This window comes from Mycolicibacterium houstonense (assembly GCF_900078665.2).
In the GTDB taxonomy this organism is placed as follows: Bacteria; Actinomycetota; Actinomycetes; order Mycobacteriales; family Mycobacteriaceae; genus Mycobacterium; species Mycobacterium houstonense.
The window spans coordinates 341,421-359,016 of sequence record NZ_LT546208.1 but is presented as its reverse complement, the minus strand read 5'-3'; the positions used below and the strand labels follow the sequence as shown (position 1 = coordinate 359,016).

Annotated in this window: 22 protein-coding genes and 1 pseudogene; 9 read left to right on the top strand and 14 right to left on the bottom strand. The window is 67.4% G+C overall.

All coding sequences use genetic code 11. From position 1 onward, the window contains the following. Position 1: 1 nt before the first annotated feature. From BN4332_RS29750 to ybaK, 3 genes are all read right to left on the bottom strand, one after another. The gene (locus BN4332_RS29750) at positions 2 to 1,198 is read right to left on the bottom strand and encodes an acyl-CoA dehydrogenase family protein (protein WP_066903586.1); all 1,197 of its coding nucleotides are present in this window, start codon (positions 1,196 to 1,198) and stop codon (positions 2 to 4) included. A 2-nt stretch (positions 1,199 to 1,200) separates the two neighbouring features. After that, on the bottom strand, positions 1,201 to 2,316 hold the full coding sequence (locus tag BN4332_RS29745) for an acyl-CoA dehydrogenase family protein (protein ID WP_066903444.1): 1,116 nt from the start codon (positions 2,314 to 2,316) through the stop codon (positions 1,201 to 1,203). 126 nt (positions 2,317 to 2,442) lie between these two features. Continuing rightward, the gene (ybaK, locus tag BN4332_RS29740; protein ID WP_066903442.1) at positions 2,443 to 2,934 is read right to left on the bottom strand and encodes a Cys-tRNA(Pro) deacylase; all 492 of its coding nucleotides are present in this window, start codon (positions 2,932 to 2,934) and stop codon (positions 2,443 to 2,445) included. A 204-nt stretch (positions 2,935 to 3,138) separates the two neighbouring features. Between ybaK and BN4332_RS29735 the strand changes: the two genes are divergently transcribed. Together BN4332_RS29735 and rsrA are read left to right on the top strand one after the other, a co-directional pair. Next, entirely contained in the window at positions 3,139 to 3,786 is a 648-nt protein-coding gene (locus tag BN4332_RS29735; protein WP_066903440.1) for a sigma-70 family RNA polymerase sigma factor, read from the top strand. Then, on the top strand, positions 3,783 to 4,088 hold the full coding sequence (rsrA, locus tag BN4332_RS29730) for a mycothiol system anti-sigma-R factor (RefSeq protein WP_066903438.1): 306 nt from the start codon (positions 3,783 to 3,785) through the stop codon (positions 4,086 to 4,088). The genes BN4332_RS29735 and rsrA overlap by 4 nt, the downstream gene beginning before the upstream one ends. Positions 4,089 to 4,171: 83 nt before the next feature. On the opposite strand, the gene BN4332_RS35690 is transcribed toward rsrA, so the two are convergent. Then, positions 4,172 to 4,264 carry a 50S ribosomal protein bL37 gene (locus BN4332_RS35690; RefSeq protein WP_003882799.1) on the bottom strand — a complete coding sequence of 31 codons (93 nt, stop codon included), beginning with the start codon at positions 4,262 to 4,264 and terminating at the stop codon, positions 4,172 to 4,174. A gap of 135 nt (positions 4,265 to 4,399) precedes the next feature. Between BN4332_RS35690 and BN4332_RS29720 the strand changes: the two genes are divergently transcribed. Together BN4332_RS29720 and BN4332_RS29715 are read left to right on the top strand one after the other, a co-directional pair. Continuing rightward, positions 4,400 to 4,615, top strand: coding sequence for a biotin/lipoyl-binding carrier protein (locus BN4332_RS29720; RefSeq protein WP_003882798.1), 216 nt, complete (start codon positions 4,400 to 4,402; stop codon positions 4,613 to 4,615). A 45-nt stretch (positions 4,616 to 4,660) separates the two neighbouring features. Then, complete coding sequence (locus BN4332_RS29715) at positions 4,661 to 6,160, top strand: two-component system sensor histidine kinase PdtaS (RefSeq protein ID WP_066903437.1); 1,500 nt, start codon at positions 4,661 to 4,663, stop codon at positions 6,158 to 6,160. A 173-nt stretch (positions 6,161 to 6,333) separates the two neighbouring features. On the opposite strand, the gene whiB1 is transcribed toward BN4332_RS29715, so the two are convergent. The 3 genes from whiB1 to BN4332_RS29700 all read right to left on the bottom strand — a co-directional run bounded on the left by whiB1 (position 6,334) and on the right by BN4332_RS29700 (position 8,233). Beyond that, positions 6,334 to 6,588: a transcriptional regulator WhiB1 gene (gene whiB1, locus BN4332_RS29710; RefSeq protein WP_003882795.1), complete on the bottom strand. Its 255-nt coding sequence runs from the start codon at positions 6,586 to 6,588 to the stop codon at positions 6,334 to 6,336. A 257-nt stretch (positions 6,589 to 6,845) separates the two neighbouring features. Beyond that, the gene (locus tag BN4332_RS29705; protein ID WP_066903436.1) at positions 6,846 to 7,808 is read right to left on the bottom strand and encodes a diacylglycerol/lipid kinase family protein; all 963 of its coding nucleotides are present in this window, start codon (positions 7,806 to 7,808) and stop codon (positions 6,846 to 6,848) included. Between the two features lie 35 nt (positions 7,809 to 7,843). Continuing rightward, positions 7,844 to 8,233, bottom strand: coding sequence for a YchJ family protein (locus BN4332_RS29700; protein ID WP_066903434.1), 390 nt, complete (start codon positions 8,231 to 8,233; stop codon positions 7,844 to 7,846). 120 nt (positions 8,234 to 8,353) lie between these two features. On the opposite strand from BN4332_RS29700, the gene aroQ reads away from it, so the two are divergent. Continuing rightward, a complete protein-coding gene (gene aroQ, locus BN4332_RS29695) occupies positions 8,354 to 8,806 on the top strand; it encodes a type II 3-dehydroquinate dehydratase (RefSeq protein ID WP_074133233.1) in 453 nt (150 codons plus the stop codon). Then, positions 8,803 to 9,180: a hypothetical protein gene (locus tag BN4332_RS29690; protein WP_066903432.1), complete on the top strand. Its 378-nt coding sequence runs from the start codon at positions 8,803 to 8,805 to the stop codon at positions 9,178 to 9,180. The genes aroQ and BN4332_RS29690 overlap by 4 nt, the downstream gene beginning before the upstream one ends. A gap of 36 nt (positions 9,181 to 9,216) precedes the next feature. On the opposite strand, the gene BN4332_RS29685 is transcribed toward BN4332_RS29690, so the two are convergent. Genes BN4332_RS29685 through BN4332_RS29670 form a run of 4 tightly spaced genes read right to left on the bottom strand, consistent with a single transcriptional unit; the run spans position 9,217 to position 12,092 of the window. Then, entirely contained in the window at positions 9,217 to 9,897 is a 681-nt protein-coding gene (locus BN4332_RS29685; RefSeq protein WP_066903430.1) for a hypothetical protein, read from the bottom strand. Positions 9,898 to 9,907: 10 nt separating this feature from the next. Next, a complete protein-coding gene (locus BN4332_RS29680) occupies positions 9,908 to 10,402 on the bottom strand; it encodes a GNAT family N-acetyltransferase (RefSeq protein WP_066903428.1) in 495 nt (164 codons plus the stop codon). Then, the gene (locus tag BN4332_RS29675; RefSeq protein ID WP_066903426.1) at positions 10,399 to 11,484 is read right to left on the bottom strand and encodes an isochorismate synthase; all 1,086 of its coding nucleotides are present in this window, start codon (positions 11,482 to 11,484) and stop codon (positions 10,399 to 10,401) included. The genes BN4332_RS29680 and BN4332_RS29675 overlap by 4 nt, the downstream gene beginning before the upstream one ends. After that, entirely contained in the window at positions 11,481 to 12,092 is a 612-nt protein-coding gene (locus tag BN4332_RS29670; RefSeq protein ID WP_066903424.1) for an acid phosphatase, read from the bottom strand. The genes BN4332_RS29675 and BN4332_RS29670 overlap by 4 nt, the downstream gene beginning before the upstream one ends. 58 nt (positions 12,093 to 12,150) lie before the next feature. Here BN4332_RS29670 and BN4332_RS29665 point away from each other — a divergent pair, with 58 nt between their 5' ends. Next, positions 12,151 to 12,948: a ParA family protein gene (locus BN4332_RS29665; protein ID WP_074133227.1), complete on the top strand. Its 798-nt coding sequence runs from the start codon at positions 12,151 to 12,153 to the stop codon at positions 12,946 to 12,948. A gap of 8 nt (positions 12,949 to 12,956) precedes the next feature. After that, positions 12,957 to 13,658 carry a PP2C family protein-serine/threonine phosphatase gene (locus BN4332_RS29660; RefSeq protein WP_066903420.1) on the top strand — a complete coding sequence of 234 codons (702 nt, stop codon included), beginning with the start codon at positions 12,957 to 12,959 and terminating at the stop codon, positions 13,656 to 13,658. Between the two features lie 29 nt (positions 13,659 to 13,687). Here BN4332_RS29660 and BN4332_RS29655 read toward each other — a convergent pair whose 3' ends face one another. Both BN4332_RS29655 and BN4332_RS29650 read right to left on the bottom strand, forming a co-directional pair. Next, on the bottom strand, positions 13,688 to 14,914 hold the full coding sequence (locus BN4332_RS29655; RefSeq protein ID WP_066903418.1) for an Rv3212 family protein: 1,227 nt from the start codon (positions 14,912 to 14,914) through the stop codon (positions 13,688 to 13,690). Positions 14,915 to 14,932: 18 nt separating this feature from the next. Then, positions 14,933 to 16,259 (bottom strand): annotated as a pseudogene (locus tag BN4332_RS29650) (DEAD/DEAH box helicase). A 294-nt stretch (positions 16,260 to 16,553) separates the two neighbouring features. Between BN4332_RS29650 and BN4332_RS29645 the strand changes: the two are divergent. After that, positions 16,554 to 17,252 carry a ferritin-like fold-containing protein gene (locus tag BN4332_RS29645; protein ID WP_066903416.1) on the top strand — a complete coding sequence of 233 codons (699 nt, stop codon included), beginning with the start codon at positions 16,554 to 16,556 and terminating at the stop codon, positions 17,250 to 17,252. A 17-nt stretch (positions 17,253 to 17,269) separates the two neighbouring features. Here BN4332_RS29645 and BN4332_RS29640 read toward each other — a convergent pair. Then, positions 17,270 to 17,596 (bottom strand): MmpS family transport accessory protein (locus BN4332_RS29640; RefSeq protein ID WP_268811537.1); only part of this gene is annotated, 327 nt, incomplete at its 5' end.

The window sequence follows — 17,596 nt, the reverse complement described above, 5'->3', positions numbered from 1 at the left end:
GTCAGCTCCGGCGTGCCTGACGGAACGGGATGTCGCGGTCGACCTCGGGCTCCTTGGCCAGGCCGAGGACTCGTTCGCCGATGATGTTGCGCTGGATCTGGTCGGTGCCGCCACCGATCGAGGTGAAGAACGCGTTGAGGGTCAAAAAGTTGATGTCGTCGGCCTCGGGATTGTCGGGGCCGGCCAGAAGTGCTTCGGCACCGATGATCTCGGTCTTGAGTCGTGCTTCGGCATGCAGGATGCTCGACATGGCCAGCTTGCCCAAGGACATGATCGAACTGGAGGTCCCTTGTGCCGCAGCTGCCTTGGCCCGGGCGTTGTTGAGCGAGTTGAGTTCACGCAGTGCCAGCACGTTCGCCAGGTCCCGGCGCACCGCCGGATCCCCGAGCCGGCCGTGTTCGCGGGCCAGGCCGATGAGGTCGTCGGCGCGGGTGCGGTTGCGGGAGCCTCGGCCGGCGTCACCCATGATCGACCGCTCGTAGGCCAGCGCGGTCTGCAACACCTTCCACCCGTTGCCCTCGCCGCCGAGCAGGTAGGCGTCGGATACTCGGGCATCGGTGATGAACACCTCGTTGAAGTGCGATTCGCCGGTGATCTGCACCAGCGGACGCACCTCGATGCCTGGCTGCCGCATCGGAATCATGAAGAAGCTCAAGCCCTTGTGCTTGGGCACATCCCAGTCGGTGCGCGCGATCAGCAGCGCGTACTCGGCCGTGGTCGCGCCCGATGTCCACACCTTCTGGCCGTTGACCACCCACTCGTCGCCGTCCCGGACCGCGGTGGTGCGCACGGCGGCCAGGTCGGATCCGGCCCCGGGTTCGCTGTACAGCAGGCAGGTGCGGATCTGTTCGGTGAGGAAGCTCCGCATCAGGTCGCCCTTGAGCTGTTCGGTGCCGAACTTCAGCGCGGTGTTGGCCGGGATGCTGTACTTGTCCTGCCGCGCGCCGGGGGCCTTGACCGCCCGGAACTCCCGCTCGATCACCGCCGCAAGGGAGTTCGGGTACTCTCGGCCGAACCACTCGGTCGGGTACGTCGGCACCGCATAGCCCGCGTCGAGCACCTTGTGCAGCCATGCCACGCGCTCGGGCGAACTGACCCACGGATTGGTGGATTTCGGTAGCCCGGTCCAGTTCTCGGTCAGCCAGTCGCGCACCTCGGTGCGCAGTTCATCGGCGCTGGGCAGGTTGTCGGCCGTCATCTTCATGCGCCTTTCGAAGAGAGGTAGCGCTCGCGGTGCATCCCGGAGCCGCCGAACAGTTGCAGGCCGGTTCGGGCCCGGCGCAGGAACAGGTGGGCCGGGTGCTCCCAGGTGAATCCGATACCACCGTGCATCTGGATGGCCGACATGGCGGTCGTGTGGAAGGCCTCGGCGCAGGTGAATCCGGCCAGTGCGATTGCCCCACTGCTCTTTTCGCTGCCTGCAGCCAACTCGGCGGCCGCGTGCTGGGCGGCCGAGGTGGCCGATTCCACTTTTAGGAGCAGATCGGCCGCCATGTGCTTGAGGGCCTGGAAGCTGCCGATGGGCCTGCCGAACTGGATTCGGGTCTTGAGGTATTCGACGGTGATGTCGAAGATCCGTCTGGTCCCGCCGACCTGTTCCCCGGCCAGCGCGACCAGCGCCAGGTCGAGGGCCCGTTGCACCGCATCCCAGCCTGCGGTGCCGAGCCGCTGGGCCGGGGTGGCATCGAACGTGTAGGTCGACAACGGCACGGTCGGATCGAAAACCGTTGCGGCGGTGCGCTCGAACCCGTCCGCGCCGGCTTCGACCTGGAAGATCCCGAAGGTCCCGTCGATGCGGGCCACCACCAGGATGACATCGGCGACCTGCCCGTGTAGGACGTAGTGCGCATTTCCGCTCAACGTGTAATCCGGCCCCGCCGAGGCGTTCTCCGGCGTGGCGCGAACCGCGACGCCCTCGGGCGCCCAGGTGCCGCGGGCGCCGGTCAGTGCGACGGTGGCCACCGAGGTTCCCGCCACCAGGCTCGGCAGCAGCCGGTGCTTGTCGGCCTCGGTGCCCGCCACGTCGATCAGCGCCGAGGCCAGCACCGCGCTGGACAGGAACGGCGCAGGCAACAGGGCGGCCCCCGTCTCTTCGGCGACCGCTTCGAGTTCGAGCGCGCCGAGGCCGACGCCGCCGTAGTCACTGCCGACGACGAGGCCGGCGACACCCTGGGCGGCCAGCTTGCGCCACAACTCCCGATCGAACCCGTCGTCGGTGGCCATCACCCGTCGTACGTCCTGCTCGGTGCATTCGTCGTGCAACAAGTCCCGCACCGCGGCGGCCAGTTCCGCCCGCTCGGCCACGCTGATCGTCATGGGCACCCGCCTTCCTCGTTCGGATCCATGCAAGCGGGCCACGGGCGTGGTGTAAATCACGGATTCGGACACCGGCAGGTTTCCGATCGGGACATGCCGGCGGGGCGGGATTCTCCGGCCCTGATCTCAGGCCGGCACGGCGATGCCGGCGGTCACCGCGCCGGTGGCCCGGATCAGATCCGCCGGGGCCAGGGCGATGTCCCAGCCTCGTTTGCCCGCGCTGCACAGCACCGTCTCGAACGCCAACGCGGATTCGTCTATGACGGTGGGCAGCGGCTTGCGCTGGCCGAGCGGGGAGATGCCACCCACCACATAGCCGCTGGAGCGCTGCGCGGCGGCCGGGTCGGCCATCTCGGCCTTGGGCACTCCCAGGGCCGCCGCGGCGGCCTTGAGCGACAACTTGGTGGGTACCGGAAGCACCGCCACCGCCAGTCCCTTGGGCAGCGCGATGACCAGCGTCTTGAACACCTGCTCGGCGGCGAAACCGTCGGCGGCCAGTTCCGCGACCGCCTCTGCGCCGAAGGAGTCGTTGCGCGGGTCGTGGTGATACTGCACGACTCGATGGTCGATACCGGCGGTGACCAGGGCGGCGATGGCCGGGGTGGCTGCACGTGCCATCGGCCCAGAGTAGCGGGGAACATCAGGGCCACTGCATGCTGTTATTGCTCTCGACACCTGCTCAGCGCTACTTGTCGGTAGCACGCTCTAGGATCGTTAAGGAGGATTCTGGTGCCAGCCGTATGCCTGGAACGGCCCGCGGATACCCGGTGGTATTCCGTACCGCTTGGTGGCGCCGCGACAGAAGGGAAGGTGTTTCCCACGATGACTGACGTCGAGCAGGCCGAGCCTGACACGCCGCAGCCGACTGCCGAGACCGATGCCGAGCTGACCGCGCGCTTCGAGCGCGACGCGATCCCGCTGCTGGACCAGCTGTACGGCGGCGCACTGCGGATGACACGCAACCCCGCCGATGCCGAGGACCTGTTGCAGGAAACCATGGTCAAGGCCTACGCCGGCTTCCGGTCGTTCCGCGAGGGCACGAACCTCAAGGCGTGGCTGTACCGCATCCTGACCAACACCTACATCAACAGCTACCGCAAGAAGCAGCGTCAGCCCGCCGAGTACCCCACCGACGAGATCACCGACTGGCAGCTGGCATCCAATGCCGAGCATTCCTCGACCGGTCTGCGTTCGGCAGAGGTCGAGGCGCTGGAGGCCCTGCCCGACACCGAGATCAAGGCGGCGCTGCAGGCATTGCCCGAGGAATTCCGGATGGCGGTGTACTACGCCGACGTCGAGGGCTTCCCCTACAAGGAGATCGCCGAGATCATGGATACTCCCATCGGGACGGTGATGTCCCGTCTGCACCGCGGTCGCAAGCAGCTGCGCGACCTCCTGGCCGACGTGGCCAGGGATCGCGGCTTCATCCGAGGTCAGCAGCTTGGTGAGCCGGAGGAGGTCTCGTCATGAGTGACAAGCACGATGACGACGAGCGCTGGACCCCGCCCATCGGTCCCGTCGACCCCGAGCACCCGGACTGCGCTGCGGTGATCGCCGAGGTATGGACGCTGCTCGACGGTGAATGCACGCCGGAAAGCCGCGACAAGCTCAAGCATCACCTCGAGGAATGCCCGGCCTGCCTGCGCCATTACGGGGTAGAGGAGCGCGTCAAGCGCCTCATCGCATCCAAGTGCAGTGGCGAGAAGGCCCCCGAGGGCCTGCGGGAGCGGCTGCGCATCCAGATCAGCCAAACCACGATCATCCGGGGCTGACGGGGCCTTTCGGCCCCGAATGGCCATACGACAAACCGCCCGATCTCCCAGGGGAGTCGGGCGGTCAAGTCTGCCGAAAGTGGCTAGCGCACTGACTTCGAACCGGCGTTGGGGCGCTTGCCGTGGTTCGCCTTCGAGTGCTTGCGGTCCCGCTTCTTGCGGCCACGCTTGGCCATGATGATCCTCCAGATGGTGTAGTTCTTGCTCCCTAGTGTCTCATGCCCCGGGGGCGGCGCTGTCCACCCCGGCTTGTGGTTCGATATAGGCCGCAGAAGTAGTCGGGTTAGCAGCAGTAGTGAAGTGGGGTGAAAATGGCCGAGGACGTTCGCGCCGAAATCGTGGCCAGTGTGCTCGAGGTCGTGGTTCACGAGGGCGATCAGATCGGTGCGGGGGACACCCTGGTGCTGCTCGAGTCGATGAAGATGGAGATCCCGGTGCTCGCCGAGGTCGCGGGCACCGTCACCAAGGTCAACGTCGCCGAGGGTGACGTGATCCAGGCCGGCGATCTCATCGCGGTGATCGACTGACACGGGAGCTTCTCGCTCCTCGCGTGCGCGGAAAGAAGTTGGCTGATGTCCACCCTCGGTGACCTGCTCGCCGAGCACACGGTGTTGCCCGGCAGCGCCGTGGACCACCTGCATGCCGTGGTCGGGGAGTGGCAACTGCTGGCCGACCTCTCGTTCGCCGACTATCTGATGTGGGTGCGCCGCGACGACGGCGTGCTGGTGTGCGTGGCGCAGGTGCGCCCGAACACCGCACCCACCGTGTTGCTGGCGGACTCGGTCGGCACGCTGGCCGCGGCCGCGGATCTGCCCGTCGTCACCACGGCCTTCGAATCCGGGGCGATCGGCCGGGGAAGTGGTGGCACACAACGGCATTCGCCGGACCTGCCCGGCCTCAACGTGGAAGCGGTGCCGGTACGGCACCGCGATCACGTGGTGGCGGTGCTGACGCATCAGACCGCGCTGGCGGCCCGCCGCATGGCCAGCCCGCTGGAGGGCGCCTATCTGGACTGCGCCAGCGATCTGCTGCACATGCTGTCCGAGGGCACCTTCCCCAACGTCGGGGATCTGGCGATGTCGCGGTCCAGCCCCCGGGTGGGCGACGGATTCATCCGCCTCGACGAGGTCGGCGACGTGGTGTTCGCCAGCCCCAACGCGATCTCGGCCTATCACCGTATGGGCCTGGCCTCCGAACTCGACGGGCACAACCTGGTGGCCGTCACCCGGCCGTTGATCTCCGACCCGTTCGAGGCGCAGGAACTGGCCAACCACGTGCGCGATTCACTGGCTGGTGGGTCCAGCATGCGTATGGAGGTCGACGCGGGCGGTGCGGCGGTGTTGTTGCGGACCCTGCCGCTGGTGGTGCACGGCACCGCAGTCGGCGCTGCCGTCCTCATCCGCGACGTCACCGAGGTGAAGCGGCGGGACCGCGCGCTGCTGAGCAAGGACGCCACCATCCGGGAGATCCATCACCGGGTGAAGAACAATCTGCAGACGGTCGCGGCCCTGCTGCGGCTGCAGGCGCGCCGCACCAACAATCTGGAGGCCCGTGAGGCGCTGATCGAATCGGTGCGCCGGGTGTCCTCGATCGCGCTCGTGCACGATGCGTTGTCGATGTCGGTCGACGAAGAGGTCAACCTCGACGAGGTGATCGACCGGATCTTGCCGATCATGAACGACGTCGCCTCAGTCGACACCCCGATCCGGATCAACCGGGAGGGCGCACTGGGCGTGCTCGACGCCGACCGGGCGACCGCGCTGATCATGGTGATCACCGAATTGGTGCAGAACGCCATCGAGCACGCCTTCGACGCCAACACGTCGCAAGGTTGCGTGACGATCCGTGCCGAGCGATCCGCACGCTGGCTCGACGTGGTGGTGCACGACGACGGGCGCGGCGTGCCCGACGGGTTCAGCCTGGAGAAGTCCGACCGGTTGGGCTTGCAGATCGTCCGGACGCTGGTCACCGCGGAACTGGACGGGTCGCTGGGTATGCACGACGTCGCGTCGGGCGGGACCGATGTCGTGCTGCGCGTGCCGATCGGCCGGCGCGCCCGCGGGATCCAGTGAGGCGGGCGGGTCGGCCCGCTGACCGCCGATAAGTGGGACGCCCGTACCACCCGACAATTCAATGCGGATTGTGACGACAATTACGCAATTTGCTATCGATAATTGCCCCATAAATAAGCTATGGCCCCGACATTCGTCGGGGCCATAGCTTGCGTCGAGGTCTTGACCGAGGGTCAGACTCCGGTGCGGGCCTTGGTCCGGGCGTTGCGACGCTTGAGCGCGCGGCGCTCATCCTCGCTCATCCCGCCCCACACGCCGGCGTCCTGGCCGGAGTCCAAGGCCCAGGTGAGGCACTCAGTGGTCACGGGGCAACGGTTGCACACCAGCTTCGCGTCGGCGATCTGAGCAAGCGCCGGGCCGCTGTTTCCCACGGGGAAGAACAGCTCCGGATCTTCGTCGCGACAGACGGCCTTGTGGCGCCAATCCATAAGATCAAACTCCTTGTTCCATAGTTCATCTGTGCGCGGCAAAGCGCACCAGATTTTCTTCGGCTGTTAACGCGTGCACACGAATGTTTCTGCACTGTTGCAACGATGCTTTCACAGGCTGAACAGATGTCAATAGCATTGAGTTAACACGTGGGCAATGTCACTGGCGGGGTCGGTTACCAGACCCCTCACTCATGTGTACTACACTCACACACAGCTGCGCCCTAATTCCACCGTGATCGGTGTGTTTGCGCAGGTCAATCAGTTTTCTTCGTCGGAGCGACTACGCACAGTGCCTCCGGGACCGACGTGAAGGTCATGATTTCGCGCTCGCCGACGTAATCTCCGTCGATCTGGCAAGCGACAGGCGTGTTGCTCGTCACGGTGACCGATGACAGGTCGTCCTCACGGATCAGATGCTTGGCCGTCAGGCGCGGATTCCGGGCCACCATCTGGCGGACCAGTCGCAGATTTGCCCAGATGTTCATGCTCGTGATGGCGAACACGCCAAGGCCGGTGTCGAACGTGGTGTCGGGGTTGGTCCACACCGGGCGGGTGTTCGCATACGTCCAGGGGCTGGAGTTGGATACGAACGCGAAGTGCACCCCGGTCACCGGCTCGGCGCCCGGCAGCCGCAGCGTCAGCGTCGGCTCCTTGCGGGCGCTGGCCAGCATCTCGCGGACCGCCACCCGGATGTAGCGCGAGGCGGTGACCTTGCGTCCCTTGGCGCGTTGAGCCTCCACGGCCGCCACCACGTCACCGTCGACGCCCATGCCCGCGGTGAAGACCCCCCAGCGCTCACCGCAGTCCATCAGGCCGATGCGCCGCCACGGGCGTCCCAGCCGGTAGCCGCCGAGCAGGTCGACGAGTTGATTCGTGGCCTCGATGGGATCGGGACTGATGCCCAGCGCGCGGGCGAACACATTGGCCGAACCGCCCGGCACGACGGCGACCGCGGGCGCCACGCTGGGGTCGGGTCGGGTGCCGCACTCGCCGAGCACGCCGTTGACGACCTCGTTGACCGTGCCGTCGCCGCCGTGCACGATCAGCACGTCCACCCCGTCGCGGGCGGCATCACGCGCGATCTCGATGGCGTGACCTCGATGGTTGGTGTGTTCGACGGTCAGCGTCACCCGGCTTTCCAGCGCATGGGCCAGCAGGTCACGACCCGCCGGGGTCGTGGAGGTGGCGTTCGGGTTGACGATCAGCACGGCACGCACGGGGCATGAGCCTAACCGGGGAAGGTGTCCTGCCGTTATTTGTAGATGTCCCCGTCGAGGTAACGCCACCGGCCCTTAACCCGCTCGAAACGGCTGCGTTCATGCAGGATGTGGCGGGTGCCGCCGTGGACGTACTGGGCGCGGAACTCGACGACACCGGTGGGGTCGTCCTCGCCGCCGGCGTTGGTGTCGACGATCTGCAATCGGCGCCACGCGATCGTCTCGTCGAGGGACAGGTCTGCGGGGCGGGTGTCGGGATGCCAGGAGGTGAGCAGGTAGTCGACGTCGCCGACGGAGAACGCGCTGAACCGTGACCGCATCAGGGCGACGGCCGTGGCGGCCGGCCGTGTGCCGGCGTGCAGCGGCCCGCAGCAGTCGGCGTAGGGATGTCCGGTGCCGCAGGGGCAGTGCTCGTCGCTCGACACGCGGTCAATTATCGCCGCCGGTCGCCCACGCCGAAATCGACGTCAGGGTTGCGAATTCTGCCCGACCACAACCCTCGCGTCGATCTCGACGCCGTGAAACCAGCCGGTACCGTACTGAAGGTGACCGCACGCCCGGGAAAGCCCTGTCTACTGCTCGTCAACGGACCGAACCTCAACATGCTCGGTACCCGGCAGCCCGAAATCTACGGGTCCACGACGCTGGCGCAGATCGAGCAGCAGGTCGCCGACACCGCCGCCGGGTACGGTTTCGAGGTCCGCGCGGTGCAGAGCAACTACGAGGGTGAACTGGTCGATGCCATCCAGGCGGCCCGGCAGGACTGCGTCGGCATCATCATCAATCCCGCGGCCTACAGCCACACCTCGGTGGCGATTCGCGACGCGCTCAGTGCGGTTGACCTACCCGTGGTCGAGGTGCATCTGAGCAACATCCACACCCGGGAGTCGTTCCGGCATCACTCGTACGTATCGGCCGTCGCCCAGGTGGTCATCGCCGGGGCCGGACCGGCCGGATACGAGTACGCCGTGCGCTACCTGGCGGAGCGGCTGTCGTGACACAGCCTCCCGCGATCCGCTACGCAGGTTTTCTCACCGCCGCCGAAGGGGCGGCCGCGCTGATCATGGCCGTGGTGCTGCTGGTGCGCGCGATCGGCGGTGCCGACCAGCAGATCGTCAGCGGTTATGGCACCGCGATCTGGTTCGTCCTCATCGGCGGCGGGGTGCTCGCCGGCGGCTGGGCGCTGATCACGGCACGGCGCTGGGGCCGTGGCATCGCGGTGCTGACCAACCTGCTGTTGCTCCCGGTGGCCTGGTACGTCATCACCTCCCACCACGTCGTGTACGGCGTGCTGGTCGGGGTGCTCGCGCTGGTGACCCTGGGCCTGTTGTTCAGCCCGTCCGCGGTGGACTGGATCACCAGTCGCGACTAGTAGGGATACGCGGCGGGCCGTGGATACCGTTGTGTGTCAGCTGAGTCGGAGGAAAGTCGGTTTCCTCCAGATCGCTGCGTTCAGGTCTGCGACTTTCTCCGGATTCGCGTAGGTGATGACCGGATGGATGTCCGGCTGTTTGCGGAACCGGCCACCGTAGAAGCGGCGGGTGCTGCCGGACGGGGTGAATATGGGTGCCAGCTGCATCATCAGATCGCGGGATGAGTACTTGCCGTACATGACGAATGGCAGCGAGTGCCTTTGAGCGCCCATCTCGAACTCGATGACCGCATTGGGTGGCTGGCCGTTTGGCGTGCCGGCGGGGCAGTCATCGCCCATGTCGAGACGGAGCTGGCGCAACGGACCTTGATATCCACTGATGCGCGCGAACTCGGACACCACTTCGAAGGGCGTATCGAACGTGGTCTCGGACTGGTCGTCGAAGAATGCGAGCCGGCGAAACGGTGTGCCCCGCTTGCCTTCCAGCGCCCGCAGAACCCACATCACCGCCCACATGTCCACGTTGTCGAACACGTCGAGACCTTCGGCACACCCGATGAGTTCGTCGTCGGTCACCTCACCGGGCTCCAGAATCTCGGCAGATTCCAGCCAGGCAACCTGGTCCAGAAGTCGGGCTTGCGGTGACCGTTCGGCGCCCGCGTCACGGCGTCCGCCGAGCGAGGTCAGTTGATCCAGAATCGTTCGCCAGGTCCGCATCCCAGTGCACCTAATCAGCATCTCCGAACTCGGCGGCCAGCGCGCTGAGTTCGGGGCCCGATACCCGGTAGGTGGTCCACTCGGTCTGGGGCTCGCCGCCGACCGCGTCGTACAGCGCGATGGCGTTGACGTTCCAGTTCAGCACCGCCCACGTGAGCCGGGTGTAGCCCTGCTCGACGCATTCGGCGGCCAAGGTGGACAACAGTTTCCGGGCCAGACCTCGGCGCCGGAAGGCCGGACGCACGTAGAGATCTTCCAGATAGACGCCGGCCACTCCGTCCCAGGTGGAGAAGTTCAGGAACCACACCGCGGTCGCGGCGATCTGCCCGTCGACCTCCACCATGTGCGCATATGCCACCGGGCGGTCACCGAAAAGTGCTGTGTGCATCTGCTTTTCGGTCACGGTGCACTCGTGCGCGGCCCGTTCGAATTCGGCCAGCTCGCGGATCATCGCGGTGATCTCGACCTCGTCGCCCGGCCGTGCCCGGCGGATCAGCTCGCTCATATCGCCCCCAGTCCCGTCAGGATGGTCTTGAATTTCGTGGTGGTCTCGTCGACCTCGTCATCAGGATCGGATTCGGCGACAATACCGCCGCCGGCACTGGCCAGGGCCGTGCGCCGATCTGCCGACAGCACCGCACAGCGGATCGACACCACCCAGCGTCCGTCGCCGCGGCTGTCACACCAACCGACGGCCCCGGCATAGAACCCGCGGTCGCCCTCCAACTCGCCGATCAACGCCGCGGCGAGGTCGGTCGGAACGCCGCCGACCGCCGGGGTGGGATGCAGTGCGAGTGCGAGATCGATTGCCGTGGTCTGCTTTTCGCGCAACTGGCCGACGACGGGGGTGCTCAGGTGCCACAGCGCGTCGGTGCCGTGCAGCTCCGGGGATTCGGCGATCCGCAGGTCCACGCACAACGGATCCAGCGCTTGCCGCAACATGTCGACCACCAGCTGATGCTCGTGGCGGTTCTTCGCCGAGGCCGCCAGTGCGGCGGCGTTGGCCGCATCGATCTCCGGGTCGGCCGAGCGTGGGGCCGATCCGGCGAACGGCTGACAGATCACCGTCTCACCGTCGCGGGCCACCAGCAATTCGGGACTCGCCCCCACCAGCGCGGCACCGGTGTGGTCGCCGCCCGCCGGGGACAGATCGGCCAGGTAGACGGTGGCCGCGGGGTCGGCGTCGGCCAGCCGGCGCAACACGGTGCGCACGTCCCACGGGGAGTCCGCGGTCAACCGCAGGGCGCGGGCCAACACCACCTTGTCGATCGGGATCCGCGGATCTTGCAGTCGCCGGATCGCCTCGGCAACACGTTCGCGGTGCACCGGGCTCGGCGGCAGGGTTTCGCGGTGCGCTATCACCGGGGGCGGTGCGGGCGGCCAGTCCGGCAGTGCCTCGGCCCGCTGAACCGACTCGGGCTCGTACAACGCGGCCGGTGCCGTCGGGTCAAAAGGTAAGGCGCCCAGCACGATCGGCGTTCCCGCTCGCAGCGCCGCCTTGGCCTCGGCGACGTCGGCGAAGCCGGTGCGCAGCCCGTGGGCCAACAGGGCGCCGGTCGGCCCGGCCAGCACGAACGACGGGTTCACTGCGACAGGCAGGGGTTGGGGTGACCGGTCAGCCCGAGCGCGATGATCTGGCGCACGCCGTGCTCGAAACCACACACCGCGAGCGAAGCGGGCACCATTGACACCCGGATGCCCGCGGACACCGGCAGCTCGGCCCAGCGGGTCAGAACCGCGCGGGAGAAGTGGCCGTGCCCGACGAAGACCACGTCGCGGGCAGGCAGATGCCGCAGTGCCAGCGCGACGGCGCGATCGGCGCGTTCACCGACCGCGGCCACGCTCTCGCCGCCGGGGCAGCCGTGGGTCCACACCAGCCAATCGGGCACGGTCTGGCGGATCTGCGGGGTGGTCAGCCCCTCGTAGTCGCCATAATCCCATTCGGCGAGTACCGGGTTGACCTCGTCGACGTGCAGGCCGGCCAGTTCGGCGGTGACCAGTGCCCGCCGCCGGGGGCTGCTGATCACCAGTGGGTCGTTCAACTGCAGCTCGGCCAGGGCCGGCCGCGCGAGCCCGGCCTGTTCGCGCCCGGTATCGGTGAGCTCCAACTCGGTGCGGCCCGTGTGCCTGCCGCTGGCCGACCACTCGGTCTCGCCGTGACGCAGCAGGATCAGGCGGTGCAGGCGGTCGCTCACACCGGCGATTCTGCCGCACGTCCCGGCACTGCCGTCGGGAGCGTGCTTGGATGAAGGTGTGACGCGAGTATTAGCGGTCGCCAATCAAAAGGGTGGGGTAGCCAAGACGACGACGGTGGCGTCGCTGGGGGCGGCAATGTCCGAGCAGGGGCGCCGGGTGTTGCTGGTGGATCTGGATCCGCAAGGCTGTCTGACGTTTTCGCTTGGCCACGACCCGGACAAGCTGCCGGTATCGGTGCACGAGGTGTTGCTCGGCGATGTCGAGCCGGGGGCCGCCCTGGTCGACACGGCCGAGGGCATGACGCTGCTGCCGGCCAACATCGACCTTGCCGGCTCCGAGGCCATGCTGTTGATGCGCGCCGGGCGGGAGTATGCGCTCAAACGGGCCCTGGCCAAACTGGAATCCGATTTCGACGTGGTGATCATCGACTGTCCGCCGTCGCTGGGGGTGCTGACCCTCAACGGCCTGACCGCCGCGAACGACGTGATCGTGCCCTTGCAGTGCGAAACCCTGGCGCACCGCGGGGTCGGCCAGTTCCTGCGCACGATCGCCGACGTGCAGCAGATCACCAATCCCGAGCTGTCCCTGCTGGGTGCGTTGCCCACGCTCTACGATTCGCGCACCACACACAGCCGTGACGTGTTGCTCGACGTCGCCGACCGCTACGAGCTGCCGGTGCTGGCGCCGCCGATCCCGCGAACCGTCCGGTTCGCCGAGGCCAGCGCTTCGGGCTCCTCGGTGCTGGCCGGCCGCAAGAGCAAGGGCGGGATCGCGTACCGCGAGCTGGCCCAGGCGCTGCTCAAGCACTGGAAATCGGGCAAGAAGCTGCCGACCTTCGCGCCCGAGGTCGTGTAGGCGCGGGCATGGTTTCGGTGTTGCGGGCCGCGACGGCCACCGATCAGGGGCCGGTGCGGGAGAGCAATCAGGATTCGGTGCTGGCCGACGGGATCCTGTACGCGGTGTCCGACGGGTTCGGGCCGGACGGTGAACACGCCAGCCGGATCGCCTTGGAGGTGCTGGCCGCCGGATTCGCCGCCACCCAGGATCGTGGTGGGCTGATCGGCGCGGTGCAGCAGGCCAATGAGCAGGTCTTCGCTCACATCAGCGCGTCGGGCACGAGTTCGGGAGCAACCCTGACACTGGTCGCGATCTTCGGCGACGACCAGGGCGGGCCGATGGCCATCAACATCGGCGATTCCCCGTTGAACCGCATCCGTGACGGTGTCATGCGCCAGCTCACCGATGACCACAGTGTCTCCGGGGAGCTGGTGACCGCCGGTGAGATCACCCGTGAGGAGGCCCGGTTCCACCCGCACCGCAACCTGTTGACCCGGGCGCTGGGGATCGGCCCGATCATCCGGCCCGACTTGTTCGACCTCGACTGCCGTCCCGGCGACCGGTTGTTGATCAGCAGTGACGGCTTGTTCGCGGGTGCGGCCGACGCCGAGGTCGCCGCAGCGGCCACCTGTGCCGAACCGGACGACGCGGCGCAGCGGCTGGTGCAGGTCGCCAACGCGGCCGGCGGCAGCGACAACACGACCGTGATCGTGATCGACATCGGCTGACTCCCGGGCCCGCCCGGTCACCCTGGGCCCTAAGCGGCGCCCAGAGCGACCAGCTGGGTGCCGCGTTGTTCGAGCAGGGTGTCTCCGGCCACCGCGGGCACCACGGGCGACACACTGGGCGTGCGCGGCAGGGCGATGTGGCGCTGTCCGGTTCCGCTCTCCGGGTCGAATACGTCGTAGCCGTCGTTGACCGGCACCAGCAGGTGGCCGGCCATCACGGTGGCCGGTCCGACAGGCAGATGCGGGCCCGACGGGCTGATGGTGAACTTGTAACGCAGCCCCGAACCTCCGGTGGTGCTGAACACCAGCACCGAGTCACCCGTCCACCAGGTGATCAGGTCGCCGGCGCGGGTGGTGGTCGACTGCGGTGCGGCAGGCTTGGCCAGCGGCAGGCTGGCCAGAGTTTTTCCGGTTTCGTCGATGATGTTCAGCGCCGGCTTCGGGGTCGGCAGGTATACCGCGGTGGTCGTACCCGACACCGCGACCACCTGGGCGCCGGACTCGTCGGTGATGTCCTGCAGTTCGACGTTGCGCACTTCGGGGGTGTCTTCTTCGTCGGCCGGGCGCAGCAGCGTCAGCCGCACGAACTTGCTCTTCGGGCAGGACTCGAGCACAGAGACGGCCGAGGAACTCGCCGCCGCCGACAGCTGCCGGCAGATCGGTGAAGCAGGTACGCCCGGCTTGATGCGGGCGTCCAGGGCGCCGTAGGACAGCATCCGGACCATGTCCGAGCGCCACAGCTCGAGGCGGCTGTCCCCGGCCGAGAGCACGGTCGTGCCGTCGGAGGACAACCGCACCTCGGGATCGGCGTAGGCGGTGCGCGCGGGTCCTCGCTTGCCGGACCTGCCGTCGATCGTGCTGACCTGTCCACAGCCGCGGACGTCGGGATACACCGCGACGGCGTACTGGTACACCGAGGTCACACCGCACAGTTCGAGATCGCGGGCATAGCTCCACAACACCGCACCGCTGACCGGATCACGCCCGCTGACGGTGGAGCCGTCGGCCGTCACCGCCGACCCGCCGGCCAGCACCGGCTGGGTGGTCTTGGGGCTTTCGACGGCCCACAGCTGTTGCAGCCCGGCCGGTACCTCGCGGGCCGGCGTCAGGTAGGGAACCGGCGTGGCGGCAGGCCTACTGATGGTGGCCCGGGCATCACTGGTCCACCAGATCAGTCCCGCCGCCAGCGCGACGATCGCGACGATTGCCGCGGCGGCAGCCATGTCGCCGCGGGTGCGGCGTTCGGGTTTGACCATCGACTCGGCGAGCGCCGGTCAGCCGGCTGTCGCGGTCTCGGTCTTGCGGGGACGACGCCGGCGGCGGCGACGCCCGTTGGTCGAGGCCTCACCGGCGGTGTCCGCATCGGTCACCGGTGCGGCATCGGCGCTGTCCTGCGCCGGCGCCGCAGTGCCCTCGGGATGCCCGGTNGTGCGGTGAGCTGGAATAGGTTTCCGCGGGATCGGGGCAGCCAAGGTTCAGCGCCTTGTCGATCATTTCCCAGCGGGCCAGTTCGTCCCAGTCGACCAGGGTGATCGCCACGCCGGTCTTGCCCGCGCGGCCGGTACGCCCGATGCGGTGCACGTAGGCCTGCTCGTCCTCGGGGCACTGGTAATTGATGACGTGCGTGACGTCGTCGATGTCGATGCCGCGGGCCGCCACATCGGTGGCGACGAGCACGTCGACGGCGCCGGTGCGGAACGACTTAAGGGCCTTCTCGCGGGCACCCTGTCCCAGATCACCGTGTACGGCGTCGACCTTGAACCCGCGCTCGGCGAGTTCATCGGACACCTTCTGCGCGGTGCGCTTGGTGCGGGTGAAGATCATCGTGGCGCCGCGGCCCTCGGCCTGCAGGATCCGGCTCACCAGCTCAGACTTGTCCAGCGCGTGCGCCCGGTAGGCGAACTGCTCGGTGGTGTCGTGGGTGGCCGCCGAATGCGGGGCCTCGGCCCGGATGTGGGTCGGCTGGTTCATGAAGGTGCGGGCCAGCGTGATGATCGGGTCCGGCATGGTGGCCGAGAACAACATGGACTGCCGGTCGTCGGGTGTCAGTCGCAGGATGCGCTCGATGTCGGGCAGGAAGCCGAGGTCCAGCATCTCGTCGGCCTCGTCGAGCACCAGCACGGACAGGCCGCCCAGCTGCAGGTGGCCCTGCTGGGCCAGGTCGAGCAGCCGGCCCGGCGTGCCGACGACGACGTCGACGCCCTTGCGCAGTGCCTCGATCTGCGGCTCGTAGGGACGACCACCGTAGATCGAGGTCACCGAGAATTTCCGGTCGCCCGTGGTCACGTACTTGGCCGCACCAGCGAGGTCGCCGTAGACCTGAATGCACAGCTCACGGGTGGGTACCACGATCAAGGCTCGGGGAGTGCCGTTGAGCGGGCGGGCTTCATCGGTGGAGATGCGATGCAAAAGCGGGACACCGAAGGCGTAGGTCTTGCCCATACCGGTGCGGGCCTGGCCGATCAGATCGTCGCCGGCCAGCGCCAGCGGGAGGGTCAGTTCTTGGATGGCAAACGGGTGGTTGATGCCGTTTTCGGCCAGAGCGCGAACGATTTCTTCACGCACGCCGAGCTCGGCAAACGTTTTATTCAGATGAGTCATGGTGGGTGGAGGTGGCCTTTCACTGTCAAACCTCATGGGCATCCAGCGCACACGAGTCTGACGGTGAAACGGTCGGGTTCACCCGGATACGGTTCGTATCTCTCGGCGCTGCCGATCCGTTGGGCCCAGCTCCACAGGGCGGGCCAACTGCGTGCACGCACATTTCCTGGTAGCGGCTCAGGCGATGAAATAGTCGGCTCGAAGCCGTTACCGATTGCCATTGTAGCTGGTCGCGGGATCTGGGCCGATTTGCCAGCCGATCACGGTGTCCCGATGGCGTCTAGAGTTGACCTCATGAATTCCCCTCAGCCTGCTGCACAGGAGATCGTCAAACCGGTCGAATCGGGCGTGAAGGCGGATCATCCGGGAGTCAACGAGTTGTTCGCCGTGCTCGCCTACGGCGAGGTCGCGGCGTTCTACCGGCTCACCGACGAGGCGCGCATGGCCCCGAATCTGCGCGGCCGGATCAACATGGCGAGCATGGCCGCCGCCGAGATGGGCCACTACGAGTTGTTGCGGGATGCGTTGGAGCGCAGGGGAGTTGACGTCGTTCCGGCGATGACCAACTACGCCTCGGCGTTGGAGAACTACCACCGGATGACCACGCCGAGCACGTGGCTGGAGGCGTTGGTCAAGACCTATATCGGTGATGCGCTGGCCGCGGACTTCTATCTGGAGATCGCCGACGCGTTGCCAGAGGAAGTGGCGGGCGTAGTCCGGGCCGTGCTGTCCGAGACCGGCCACTCACAGTTCGTGGTGGCCGAGGTGCGCGCGGCGGTGACCGCCAGCGACCGTCAGCGGCATCGGCTGGCGCTGTGGGCGCGCCGCCTCCTCGGTGAGGCGGTCACCCAGGCGCAGTACGTGCTGGCCGATCACGACGAATTGGTGGACCTGGTGATGTCCAGCGGAGAGGGCCTGACCCAGCTCGCCGAGTTCTTCGGCCGGTTGCAGAGCACCCACCAGGCCCGCATGCAGGAGTTGGGCCTGGCCTGACGCCAGGCCCAACCGCGTCACTGCGTGCAGGTGGTGATCATGCTGTTGTTGGCCTGCGAGACCAGCACCGCGCCCGACGCGTCGGTGATCGTGCAGTTGAGCTGACCGGCGACGCTGGTCGCGGTCACCGACTTGAGCGTCACGCCCGGGTTCAGCACCACGGTCTTGGTCCAGGGCAGTGCCACGTTGATGTCGGTCTGCAGGGCGCCCTGGGCGTCGGTGTAGACGATCGTCACCAGGTCGATGAGCTGGCGGTTTCCGGTCACCTGGTAGGTGACGGCGTTCGGGTTCGCATTCGGCGCGGGCGGGGCCGCCACGGCAGGCGGCGCGGCGGGTTCGGGCGC

What these genes read in the sequence shown, in the direction of transcription:
- BN4332_RS29735 (WP_066903440.1), top strand. Translation starts at nt 3,139, where the DNA reads ATGACTGACGTCGAGCAGGCCGAGCCTGACACGCCGCAGCCGACTGCC.
- rsrA (WP_066903438.1), top strand. Translation starts at nt 3,783, where the DNA reads ATGAGTGACAAGCACGATGACGACGAGCGCTGGACCCCGCCCATCGGT.
- BN4332_RS29680 (WP_066903428.1), bottom strand. Translation starts at nt 10,402, where the DNA reads ATGAGCGAGCTGATCCGCCGGGCACGGCCGGGCGACGAGGTCGAGATC.
- whiB1 (WP_003882795.1), bottom strand. Translation starts at nt 6,588, where the DNA reads ATGGATTGGCGCCACAAGGCCGTCTGTCGCGACGAAGATCCGGAGCTG.
- BN4332_RS35690 (WP_003882799.1), bottom strand. Translation starts at nt 4,264, where the DNA reads ATGGCCAAGCGTGGCCGCAAGAAGCGGGACCGCAAGCACTCGAAGGCG.
- BN4332_RS29750 (WP_066903586.1), bottom strand. Translation starts at nt 1,198, where the DNA reads ATGACGGCCGACAACCTGCCCAGCGCCGATGAACTGCGCACCGAGGTG.
- BN4332_RS29655 (WP_066903418.1), bottom strand. Translation starts at nt 14,914, where the DNA reads ATGGTCAAACCCGAACGCCGCACCCGCGGCGACATGGCTGCCGCCGCG.
- BN4332_RS29685 (WP_066903430.1), bottom strand. Translation starts at nt 9,897, where the DNA reads ATGCGGACCTGGCGAACGATTCTGGATCAACTGACCTCGCTCGGCGGA.
- BN4332_RS29745 (WP_066903444.1), bottom strand. Translation starts at nt 2,316, where the DNA reads ATGACGATCAGCGTGGCCGAGCGGGCGGAACTGGCCGCCGCGGTGCGG.
- BN4332_RS29660 (WP_066903420.1), top strand. Translation starts at nt 12,957, where the DNA reads ATGGTTTCGGTGTTGCGGGCCGCGACGGCCACCGATCAGGGGCCGGTG.
- ybaK (WP_066903442.1), bottom strand. Translation starts at nt 2,934, where the DNA reads ATGGCACGTGCAGCCACCCCGGCCATCGCCGCCCTGGTCACCGCCGGT.
- BN4332_RS29720 (WP_003882798.1), top strand. Translation starts at nt 4,400, where the DNA reads ATGGCCGAGGACGTTCGCGCCGAAATCGTGGCCAGTGTGCTCGAGGTC.
- BN4332_RS29715 (WP_066903437.1), top strand. Translation starts at nt 4,661, where the DNA reads ATGTCCACCCTCGGTGACCTGCTCGCCGAGCACACGGTGTTGCCCGGC.
- BN4332_RS29645 (WP_066903416.1), top strand. Translation starts at nt 16,554, where the DNA reads ATGAATTCCCCTCAGCCTGCTGCACAGGAGATCGTCAAACCGGTCGAA.